The 10,164-nt window shown below is 57.8% G+C and carries 10 protein-coding genes and 1 pseudogene; all 11 read left to right on the forward strand.

Features of this window, described 5'->3' with window-relative positions; all coding sequences use genetic code 11:
* A partial coding sequence (locus B2W52_RS17370; RefSeq protein WP_286803801.1) for a TRAP transporter substrate-binding protein occupies nt 1-717 on the forward strand: 717 nt, incomplete at its 5' end.
* A gap of 142 nt (nt 718-859) precedes the next feature.
* The gene (potA, locus tag B2W52_RS17375; RefSeq protein WP_092031184.1) at nt 860-1,984 is read left to right on the forward strand and encodes a spermidine/putrescine ABC transporter ATP-binding protein PotA; all 1,125 of its coding nucleotides are present in this window, start codon (nt 860-862) and stop codon (nt 1,982-1,984) included.
* Nucleotides 1,977-2,834: a spermidine/putrescine ABC transporter permease PotB gene (gene potB, locus B2W52_RS17380; protein ID WP_092031182.1), complete on the forward strand. Its 858-nt coding sequence runs from the start codon at nt 1,977-1,979 to the stop codon at nt 2,832-2,834. The genes potA and potB overlap by 8 nt, the downstream gene beginning before the upstream one ends.
* A complete protein-coding gene (gene potC / locus B2W52_RS17385; RefSeq protein ID WP_053113787.1) occupies nt 2,834-3,604 on the forward strand; it encodes a spermidine/putrescine ABC transporter permease PotC in 771 nt (256 codons plus the stop codon). The genes potB and potC overlap by 1 nt, the downstream gene beginning before the upstream one ends.
* On the forward strand, nt 3,601-4,641 hold the full coding sequence (locus tag B2W52_RS17390; protein ID WP_273069035.1) for an extracellular solute-binding protein: 1,041 nt from the start codon (nt 3,601-3,603) through the stop codon (nt 4,639-4,641). The genes potC and B2W52_RS17390 overlap by 4 nt, the downstream gene beginning before the upstream one ends.
* 156 nt (nt 4,642-4,797) lie before the next feature.
* The gene (locus B2W52_RS17395) at nt 4,798-5,877 is read left to right on the forward strand and encodes an extracellular solute-binding protein (RefSeq protein WP_414673512.1); all 1,080 of its coding nucleotides are present in this window, start codon (nt 4,798-4,800) and stop codon (nt 5,875-5,877) included.
* Between the two features lie 5 nt (nt 5,878-5,882).
* Complete coding sequence (locus B2W52_RS17400; RefSeq protein ID WP_039882163.1) at nt 5,883-6,977, forward strand: ABC transporter ATP-binding protein; 1,095 nt, start codon at nt 5,883-5,885, stop codon at nt 6,975-6,977.
* Nucleotides 6,974-7,834 carry an ABC transporter permease gene (locus B2W52_RS17405; RefSeq protein ID WP_273018145.1) on the forward strand — a complete coding sequence of 287 codons (861 nt, stop codon included), beginning with the start codon at nt 6,974-6,976 and terminating at the stop codon, nt 7,832-7,834. The genes B2W52_RS17400 and B2W52_RS17405 overlap by 4 nt, the downstream gene beginning before the upstream one ends.
* Nucleotides 7,835-7,850: 16 nt before the next feature.
* The gene (locus B2W52_RS17410; protein ID WP_273018144.1) at nt 7,851-8,702 is read left to right on the forward strand and encodes an ABC transporter permease; all 852 of its coding nucleotides are present in this window, start codon (nt 7,851-7,853) and stop codon (nt 8,700-8,702) included.
* 62 nt (nt 8,703-8,764) lie between these two features.
* Complete coding sequence (locus B2W52_RS17415; protein WP_202346477.1) at nt 8,765-9,073, forward strand: antibiotic biosynthesis monooxygenase family protein; 309 nt, start codon at nt 8,765-8,767, stop codon at nt 9,071-9,073.
* 76 nt (nt 9,074-9,149) lie between these two features.
* Nucleotides 9,150-10,164: pseudogene (locus B2W52_RS17420) on the forward strand (GGDEF domain-containing protein); the annotation flags it as partial.

Raw genomic sequence — 10,164 nt, forward strand, 5'->3', positions numbered from 1 at the left:
ATGTACGCCTGGTTCTACCACGGCGAAGGCATGGAACTGATGCAGAAGGTGTATGAGCCCTACGGCATGCTGTCCTTCCCGGGTGGTAATACCGGCAACCAGATGGGTGGCTGGTTCCGCGAGGAAATCAACTCGCTGGAAGACCTGAAGGGCCTGAAGATGCGTACTCCGGGCTTTGCCGGCGAAGTTATGTCCGAGCTGGGGGTTGCCGTGACCAACCTGCCGCCGGGTGAGCTGTATACCGCACTCGAGCGTGGCACCGTGGATGCCGTTGAGTGGGTCGGTCCTGCCCTGGATTTCCAGATGGGTTTCCACCAGATCGCCAAGTACTACTATTCGGGCTGGCAGGAGCCGGGCGCGGAAGTCCAGTTCCTGATCAACAAGGAGACCTGGGAAGAGCTGCCAAAGGATCTTCAGGAGATCCTGCGGGTCGCCATGCGCACCGCCGCCTATGACATGTACATCCAGAGCACCCATCAAAGTGGCGTGGCCTGGGATCGCATGAAGGAAGACTACCCGGATGTGACTCACAAGGTGTTCCCGCCGGAAGTCATTGATGCCCTGCGCAGCACCACCAACCGGCTGCTGGCTGAGGCCGCTGAGGACGATCCGCTGGCGAAAGAAATCATCGAGTCCCAGCGTGACTACCTCAAGCAGGTTCGTCAGTGGACCAACATTTCAGACAAGGCCTACCTGAACAGTGTGGCCGAAGACTGAATCCTGACGATGCGTTCCAGCCTGTAGAAGGCTGGAAAGCGCTGCCAGGCAAAGGGGCATCGGGGCTGAATTACCCCGACGCCCCCTTTTTGTTTGTGTTGGTTTCTGGAAAAATAGGCCGCTCATTCCTTGGGCAGCGCCGATGAAACAGACACTGCTATCCCTGAGCAATCTTTCCAAGCAATTCGGTGGCAAAACGGTGCTCGACGGTCTGGATCTTGAGATCTACGATGGCGAGTTCATTACCCTGTTGGGCCCCTCCGGTTGCGGTAAGACCACCTTGCTGCGGCTGATGGCCGGTTTCGAGCATCCTGACGGGGGCACCATCACCCTGGCGGGAGACGATCTCACCCACACTGCCCCGGAAAACCGTCCGCTCAATACCGTATTCCAGCATTACGCGCTGTTCCCCCATATGTCGGTGTTCGACAACGTGGCCTATGGCCTGAAAATGGAGAAGCGCCCGAAGGACGAGATTCGCCAGCGTGTCGATGAAGCGCTGGCCATGGTCCAGTTGCAGGATTTTGCCCGGCGCAAACCCCATCAGTTGTCCGGCGGACAGCAGCAGAGGGTCGCCATTGCCCGCGCGGTGGTCAAACGCCCACGCCTGCTACTGCTGGATGAACCCCTTTCGGCCCTCGATTACAAACTGCGTCGCACCATGCAGGTGGAGCTGAAGCGACTGCAACGGGAGCTCGGCATCACCTTTGTGTTCGTGACCCACGATCAGGAAGAGGCGCTGTCGATGTCGGATCGCGTTGTGGTGCTCAAGGATGGCGTGGTGCAGCAGCTTGGCACGCCCCGGGAAGTCTACGAGCGACCGGCCAACCTGTTTACCGCCCGGTTTGTCGGGGAGACCAACTTTTTCCCAGGTATGGTTGATTCGGCTCAGGACGGTTCCATTACCGTGGATGTCTTCGGCCTCAAACGAACCCTGCGGCGTCCGGATTTCCCGGTTCGCGAAAGCCAGCGCCTGCACGTTTTGCTTCGGCCGGAAGATATCCGGGTTCTGGAGCCTGACGACGAACACGGTGTCGCCGGCAAGATTGTCGAGCGTAACTACAAGGGCAGTACCCTGGACTCGGTGATTCACCTGGATGATGGCACCGAAGTGCTGGCCAGCGAGTTTTTTGATGAGGACGATCCGGCCTTCGATTACCGCCTGGGCGAACCGGTCAAGGTCAGTTGGGTAGACGGCTGGGAGTGGTTGTTGCCCGGGGAAGCCGACGAAGCGGTATCCGAAGAGGAACTGTCGGCCGATGCATAGCGTTATGCAGCAGCCGTTCAAGACTGCCGTTCTGATTCTGGTCTGGGGCTGGCTCCTGTTCCTGGTACTGGCACCGAACCTGTTGGTGGTCGGTGCCAGTGTCATGACCCGGGACCCGGTCTCGTTCCTGTCTCTGCCCCTGAATCTGGATGCCTATCGCCAGCTGTTTGACCCGCTGTATCTGGAGGTTTTCCTGCACTCCCTGTACATGGCGGCCATGACCACACTGGTGTGCCTGCTGATTGGCTATCCGTTTGCCTGGGCGCTCTCCAAGGTTGGCAAACAGCGTCAGCTGATACTGATCTTCCTGCTGATCGTGCCTTTCTGGACCAACTCCCTGGTGCGCACCTACGCCCTGAAGCTGATTCTGGCCACCAACGGTCTGCTGAACAGCGCCCTGATGTCGATCGGGCTGATCGATGAGCCCCTGCAGTTGCTCTATACCGAGGGCGCCGTGATCATTGGTCTGGTGTATCTGCTGCTGCCGTTCATGATCCTGCCGTTGTATTCGGTATTCGAGGATCTGAAGCAGGAACTGCTGCTGGCTTCCCACGATCTCGGCGCGGGTCGGCTGTCCACCTTTATCCATGTGATTGTCCCGCTTACCCTGCCGGGTGTTCTGGCCGGCGTGATGCTGGTCTTGCTGCCGGCCATGGGGCTTTTCTTTGTTCCGGATATCCTGGGTGGATCGAGAAACCTGCTGGTGGGTAACGTAATCAAGAACCAGTTTCTCGATGCCCGTAACTGGCCCTTCGGGGCTGCCGCCAGCATCGTGCTTACCGTGACCATGGCGTTCCTCATGTTCGCCCATCGCCTGAGTAAGCGGCGAATTGGCGAGGAGGGTGCCTGATGACACGGTGGCTGCCCCGAACCTATCTCACACTGGTCTACATCCTTCTCTATGTGCCCATCGTGGTGCTGGTGGTGTTCTCGTTCAATGAATCCCGAACCGGCTATGCCTGGGGCGGGCTCAGCCTGCGCTGGTACGAGGCGCTTTTCAATAACCGGGCCATGGTCAATGCCATGTGGAATTCGCTCTGGCTGGCGCTGTCTGCCGCCACGGTGTCCACGGTGATAGGTGCCCTGACCGCCCTGGCCCTGCACCGGTACCGGTTCCGGGGCAAAAAGCTGCTGAACGGCATGCTGTTTGTGGTGATGATGTCTCCGGAGATTGTCCTGGCGATCTCCCTGCTGGCCCTGTTCCTTCTGGTAGGCCTGCAGCTGGGTTACGTTTCCCTGCTGCTGGCCCATGTCACCTTCTGTCTACCGTTTGTGGTGATCACGGTGATGGCCCGGTTGAGCGGTTTCGATGAGAGCCTGCCCGAGGCAGCCCGAGATCTGGGCGCTTCTGATTTCACGATGACCCGCACCGTGCTGATCCCGGTGATCATGCCGGCGTTACTGGCAGGCTGGCTGCTAGGGTTTACACTGTCTCTCGATGATGTGGTGGTCAGTACGTTTGTGAGTGGCCCGAGCTATGAAATTCTGCCTCTGCGCATCTACTCCATGGTGCGTGTGGGCCTGAAACCCGAGGTGAATGCCCTGGGCACACTGTTGCTGGTGTTTTCACTGGTTATGCTGATGTTGTCTCAATGGATTCTGGTAAGGAGCAAACGATGAAGAAACTGGCACTGGCCGGCTTGCTGGCAGTGGGATTGACGGGGTGCAGTTCCGAGGAGCCCCAGGTTCTCAACCTCTATAACTGGTCTGAATACATGCCTCAGGAAGTCCTCGACCGTTTTACCGAGGAAACGGGGATTCAGGTGGTCTACACGACCTACGACAGTAACGAGGCCATGTATGCCCGTCTGAAGCTGCTGGATGACAGCGCAGCCTATGACCTGGCGGTGCCGTCTACCTACTACGTCAGCAAGATGCGCCAGGAAGATCTGCTGATGCCGATCGATCGCAGCAAGATCGAAGGGTTTGATAATCTGGATCCCGAGCTGGTGAACCTGGATATCGATCCGGAGAACAAATTCTCCGTGCCCTACCTCTGGGGTACCACAGGGCTGGCCGTGGACACCGCAGACATCGAAGGCGAGCCTGTTACTGCCTGGGGAGACCTGTGGGAAGATCGCTTCGATGGCCGGGTGATGCTCACCAACGACATGCGGGAAGTTTTCCACGTTGGCCTGCGGGTGCTGGGCTATTCCGGCAACAGCACCAATCCGGACGAGATCGAGGCAGCCTATGAAAAGCTTGCCGAGCTGATGCCTTCGGTTCGCACCTTCAACTCCGATGCGCCCCGCATGCCCTACCTGGAAGGCGAGACCGATGTTGGCATGATCTGGAACGGCGAGGCCGTGATGGGCAAGGACACCATGGAGTCGCTCGAATATGTCTATCCGGAAGAGGGTATCATTGCCTGGCTGGACAGCTTCGTTATTCCGAAAAACGCCAAGAATCCGGAAGCGGCCCATCAGTTCATCAGTTTCGTGCTGCAACCTGAAATCTCTGCGCTTATCAGTGAGGAAATCGGTTACGCCACACCAAACCTGGCGGCGCGGGATCTGTTGCCGGACGAGGTTGCGAATAACCGTGCGAGCTATCCGAACGCCACCGATATGATCAATGCCGAGTTCCAGACCGATATCGGCGACGATGCCCTGCAGGTGTATGCCAAGTACTGGGAAATGTTGAAGTCCGGTCGCTAAGGGCGCGGATACCGCATCGCGCTACGGAAAACGGAGGCTTCGGCCTCCGTTTTTTGCATCGGGTTTCACAAAACTGCAATACATGGTCTATAACTTCCTGATAAAAAATGGTTAGCAAACTCTTGAACTTGCCATCAGTAAGGACACGTTATGATCATGCCCTCTCGCTCGACACGGAACCGTGCTTTTTTGCTGTCTGCAGCCCTGGCCTCTTCCAGCTTCTCTGCCAACACCCTGGCTGAAGAGCTGCGCCTGATTACCTGGGGTGGCTATGCCCCCGACGATGTGGTCGCCCAGTTTGAGGAGGAGACCGGCATCGATGTGAAGGTAACCCTCTCCAATAACGAGGACATGATCTCCAAGCTCCGAGCCACTGGCGGAGCGGGTTTTGATCTTGCCCAGCCTAGCCAGGACCGCATTGTTGGCGTGCAGCGCCAGTTCAACATCTATAAGCCTATTGATTTCAGCCGCGTTAACACCGATCAGTTGCAGCCGTCCATGGTCAAGGCGACCCAGGACTCCACTGAACTGGATGGCAAGTTTTATGGGGTGCCTTCGGTGTGGGGAACCAGTGGTCTGATCGTCCACAGTTCGGTGGCCGATACCGTGACTGATTATATCGACCTCTGTGATACCGCTGTTGAAGGCCAGGTCAGCTACCGACTCAAGCGGCCGACCCTGATCGGTTTTGCCTTTGCCATGGGGATGGACCCGTTTGCGGCCTATGACAATCGCGACGAGTACGAGACCATCATGACAAAGGTTGAGGACAAGCTGATTGACTGCAAGAGCAATGTGAAAACCTACTGGACCGGCGGCGATCAACTGCTGGCCCTGCTGCGCACCGGTGAAGTCAAAGCGGCCATGGCCTGGGATGCCGGCGGCTGGAAGCTCAACGCCGAAAACCCGGACATCCGGTTTGTGGCTCCCGAATCCGGTGCCCTGGGCTGGATTGATACCTTTGCGATTCCACGTCGCAGCGAGAACGAAGAAGCCGCCTACAAGTGGATCAATTTTGTGATGCAGCCGGAGATTGCGGCCCGTATCACCAATGCATCGGGCAACTTCACCGCCTCGAAAGGTGCCGATGAGTTTGTCAAAGCCGATCTCCGGGACGCTTACCGCGAAAGCTTTAATGACGCCGCCATCAACAATATCAAGTGGTATCCGCCGGTTCCGCCGGGGCTGGAAACCATGGAAGGTCAGGTGCTGGATCGCGTCCAGGCCGCGAACTGATTCTCATGGGAATGGATTCGGACCTGTTCTGTGAGGGACTGGTCCGCCGGTTCGGCAGCAATGCCGCGGTGGATCATGTGTCCCTGGACGTGCCTGCGGGCACGTTTTTCTCGATTCTGGGACCCTCCGGTTGCGGCAAGACCACGTTGTTGCGACTCCTCGCCGGGTTCGATAAACCCGATCAGGGAGACATCCACATCCGTGGCCAGCGTATGAACGATGTGCCCCCCAATCGTCGACCGGTGAACATGGTGTTCCAGCATCTGGCCCTGTTTCCCACCATGACGGTCGGTGACAACATCGCCTATGGGCTGAAGCGCCGGAAAATGCCTCTGGCAGAGCGGCGAAAGCGCATTGCCCGGGTGCTGGAGCAGGTCGGCCTGCCAGATCTTGAGCACCGCAACCCCCAGGAGCTTTCCGGCGGACAGCGACAGCGGGTGGCCCTGGCGCGCTGCCTGGTACTGGAGCCCACGCTCCTGCTGCTGGACGAACCCCTCGGCGCGCTCGACCTGAAACTCCGTGAGCAGATGAAGGTGGAGCTTAAACACCTCCAGAAACAGTTCGGAACCACCTTCGTGTACATCACCCACGACCAGTCGGAAGCCATGGTGATGTCGGACCAGGTAGCCGTCATGCGGGACGGTCGGTTCGATCAGGTAGCGCCACCGGAGGAGCTTTATCGGGAGCCGGCGACACCGTTCGTAGCCGGGTTCGTCGGCGATAATAACCGTCTGTCGGGAGAGCTTGTCTCGGTTCGCGACAACCTGGCCGAACTCCGTCTGGATGATGGTGTACTGGTTCAGGGCAGAGTGGCATCGGACGACCTTCAGGCTGGCCACCGGGCTGAACTGTATATCCGGCCTGAATCTCTGGTTCTCTCCGGGGATGCGCTCAGTTCCGGATTCTCGTCGATGCAGGCGAAAGTGCGAACCACACTGTTCGATGGCGCCAACAGTCGGGTCGAGGCTGAGACCTGCGGGCAACCGGTTTATGCCCGCCTGCCTCAGGATGGCTCGGCACCAAGACTGTCTGTCGATAGTTCCATCCGGCTGGCCTGGAACCCATCATTGGCAAGGGTCTTCGGAGCCGACAGCCTGTGAGGTCCTCAGTCAGTCGCCTATCGCTCTGGTTATTGCTTACCCCGTTCCTGCTCTGGATTGTTTTACTGGTGCTGCTGCCCCACCTGCAGATGCTACGGGTATCTTTCCTGGTCCGGGAAAGCTGGGACACCCTTGCCTGGGGTTTTGAGCAGTATCAGAACTTCTTTACCGAATCCTATTACTGGCGGACCTTTGTACGCACCGGGGTGATGTCGCTGTTCACGACCTTTCTGACGCTGATCATCGCTTTCCCCATTGCCTGGTATATTGCACGACTAGCCCGGGGCCGCTCCAAGGGCTTCCTGTTTCTGGCCTGCCTGATCCCGTTCTGGGCGAGTGAGTTGGTACGTACTTACGGTTGGATGATTCTGCTGCGCGAAAGTGGGCTGTTCAGTTCCTGGCTTCAGGCGCTGGGCTGGGCGGATGGCCCGGTGGAGATGCTCTACAACGATGTGGCGGTCATCATCGGGCTTGTCTACAACGGCCTTCTGTTCATGGTTGTCCCATTGGTGACAACCCTTGATGGCATGGATGAAAACCTGGTGGAAGCCGGTTACGACCTGGGTGGCGGTCACGGCACTGTGTTGCGCGAAATCGTTGTGCCCTGGGCCATGCCCGGTATCGTTTCCGGCTGCATCGTGGTGTTCATGCTCACTCTTGGCAGCTATCTGACGCCGGTGCTCATGGGCGGGAAGGACAGTGCCTGGTTTACCGAGCAGATCTTCACCCAGTTCATTACCCGTTTTAACTGGGAGCAGGGCGCGGCACTCGGTGTTCTGCTGCTGGTACTGTCGTCGGTCATCGTCTGGCTCGGGCTGAAAATCTCTGGTCAGTCGTTGCGCAAGGTGATGGGGTGAAGGTGAGGGTGAAGCCATGATCCGTTCCGTACCCCGGTCCCGTCTGTTCGACAGCCTCTATCTGGCCTACCTGGTGGCATTTTTCGTTTACCTGGCCTTGCCGCTGCTGGTCACGGCCGTGTTTGCTTTCAACGACGCGCCTTTCCCGTCACTGCCATGGAAAGGCTTCACCCTGGACTGGTATTTCGCAGATGGCAGTGAGGGCCGTACCGGACTATTCCACGACGATGGGCTGCTTACGGCGCTCTGGGTCAGTGCCAAAATTGCTTTCTGGGTGACTCTGGTGAGCGTTGCCCTGGGGTGTGTTAATGCCGTGTTGTTTGAACGGGTGCAGTTCCGGGGCAAGGAATTCCTGTACCTGCTCATGCTGCTGCCATTGGTGATTCCCGGTGTCATTCTGGGGGTGTCCATACTGGTGTTCTACAGCGGCATGGCCAATGATATGTCGGCAGCCTGGGGAATCGAGCTGGATCTGTTCCGGCCCGGAATGACTCTGGTGGTGATGGGGCAGGTGACCTTCATCGCGACTCTGAGCACTCTGGTGATCGCGGCCCGCCTGCGCAAGTTTGATCCCCAGCTGGAAGAAGCCGCCCTGAACCTGGGCGCCACGCCCCTGCTGGCATGGTTTACCGTGACCCTGCCCTGGCTATTGCCGTCTATTTTCGGGGCCGCCGCCATGGCTTTCCTGATGTCATTTGAAAACTTCAATACCACCGTTATGCTGACAGGTAGTGATACACCGCTGACGGTGGCACTGTTCAATCGCCTCCGGGAAGGGTCGACGCCTGTGCTCAATGCGGTGGCACTGTTGCTGATGGTGGGCTCTGCGCTACTGGCGTTGCTGGTGATGGGCCGCTCCTCACGTTAACGGTGTTCGCCGCAATCACGGGATGCGCGACCGGATTGAACTGGCAGTCGCCGGGAGGTCTCATGAAGTTTATTTTCGAAGTGCATATCCGGGAAGGCCATACTGCCGAGGAATACGCGGATGCCTGGGTGAGAGCGAGCGAAATTATACAGCAGGCGCCCGGGGCCCGGGGTACTGAACTGCACCGCAAGATTGGCGACCCCAACACCCTGATTGCCATCGCCTCCTGGGAGAGCAAGGAACAGCGGGATGCCATGGAAGGGCAGCATAACCCTGAGGTGGCCGCTATCATTCGCAGTGCTGCGCCGTTTGTGGATATCAAACTGATTGGAGAGTTTGAGGACCCGGAATGGGTGGTGCAGCCGCAATGACATCAGCCCTCTGGATTTCGCAGGGACTGGGCTATAATCTGGTCTGATCGTTACAGAACGCAGGTTTGCCTTCCTGATGCCATCGATTAGCCTGCTACGCCTGATTACCGCGCTGCTCCTGGCCCTCTTGATGCCCGCTTTGGCCCATGCAGCATCGCAGCCGGTAACCCAGGGTTGGGAATACCGCTGGGGTGACTCACCTTTCACCGAAGACGGTATTCCAGAGTGGGTGTTGCAGGATGCACCTGGAAAATGGCAAAGCATTGGTTTCCCCTCCAATCCCCCCGGCCGTGAAGGACGTGAAAACGTCTGGTTCCGGGTAACCCTGCCAACCGGCGAGTGGCAGGAGCCTGTCCTCTACATCTTCAGTGTGGATCTGATCGTTCAGGTCTGGGTCAAGGGTGAAAAAATCTACCAATATGGGGAGTTTGATGCTCAGGGTAGGGGTCGGTTTGAGGGCTGGCCCTGGCATGAAATCGTTCTTCCCGAGAACTATGAAGGCAAGCCGGTGTATTTCCGGATCTTCTCCAACTACACGGATATCGGTCTGTGGGGTGAAGTCTCCATCATGGACCACCCGGATCTGGTGTTGTACATCCTCAAGAATTCCCTGGAAGCCCTGGTGATTGCAGGCTTCGCTACCCTGATTGCGCTGCTGGCGATCATTTTTGCGTTACTCCAGACGGAAAAGAAGACGTTTGCCAGTATTTCACTGTTCACCCTCGCTTCGGCTCTGATGCTGGTATCAGAAAGCCAGGCCAGTCTGCTGATTGCCTATCAGCCGTTGATGTGGGATTACCTGGCCGCCGGTTCCTACTACATGCTGCCGGTAGCGCTGGCGCTTCTGCTCGAACAATGGCTGACAAATCATCGCCCCTGGTTAATCAACCTGATCTGGAAGGTTCATCTGGTGTATCTCGTCGGTGCATTGCTCGGCGCGCTTGCTGGCGTGTTTGATCTGTCCTCGACATTCCCGCCATTCGATGCCCTGTTCCTTGTTTCTCTGGTTATCATTTTTGCCGTGGTGCTGCGTCGTATCCGTCGGATGTTGCGGGAACAACAGATATTGCTACTGGCCTTTGGCATTTTCT

Source organism: Marinobacter sp. UBA2498, from assembly GCF_002341575.1.
Lineage (GTDB): Bacteria > Pseudomonadota > Gammaproteobacteria > Pseudomonadales > Oleiphilaceae > Marinobacter > Marinobacter manganoxydans.

What these genes read in the sequence shown, in the direction of transcription:
- potA (WP_092031184.1), top strand. Translation starts at nt 860, where the DNA reads ATGAAACAGACACTGCTATCCCTGAGCAATCTTTCCAAGCAATTCGGT.
- potB (WP_092031182.1), top strand. Translation starts at nt 1,977, where the DNA reads ATGCATAGCGTTATGCAGCAGCCGTTCAAGACTGCCGTTCTGATTCTG.
- potC (WP_053113787.1), top strand. Translation starts at nt 2,834, where the DNA reads ATGACACGGTGGCTGCCCCGAACCTATCTCACACTGGTCTACATCCTT.
- B2W52_RS17390 (WP_273069035.1), top strand. Translation starts at nt 3,601, where the DNA reads ATGAAGAAACTGGCACTGGCCGGCTTGCTGGCAGTGGGATTGACGGGG.
- B2W52_RS17395 (WP_414673512.1), top strand. Translation starts at nt 4,798, where the DNA reads ATGCCCTCTCGCTCGACACGGAACCGTGCTTTTTTGCTGTCTGCAGCC.
- B2W52_RS17400 (WP_039882163.1), top strand. Translation starts at nt 5,883, where the DNA reads ATGGGAATGGATTCGGACCTGTTCTGTGAGGGACTGGTCCGCCGGTTC.
- B2W52_RS17410 (WP_273018144.1), top strand. Translation starts at nt 7,851, where the DNA reads ATGATCCGTTCCGTACCCCGGTCCCGTCTGTTCGACAGCCTCTATCTG.
- B2W52_RS17415 (WP_202346477.1), top strand. Translation starts at nt 8,765, where the DNA reads ATGAAGTTTATTTTCGAAGTGCATATCCGGGAAGGCCATACTGCCGAG.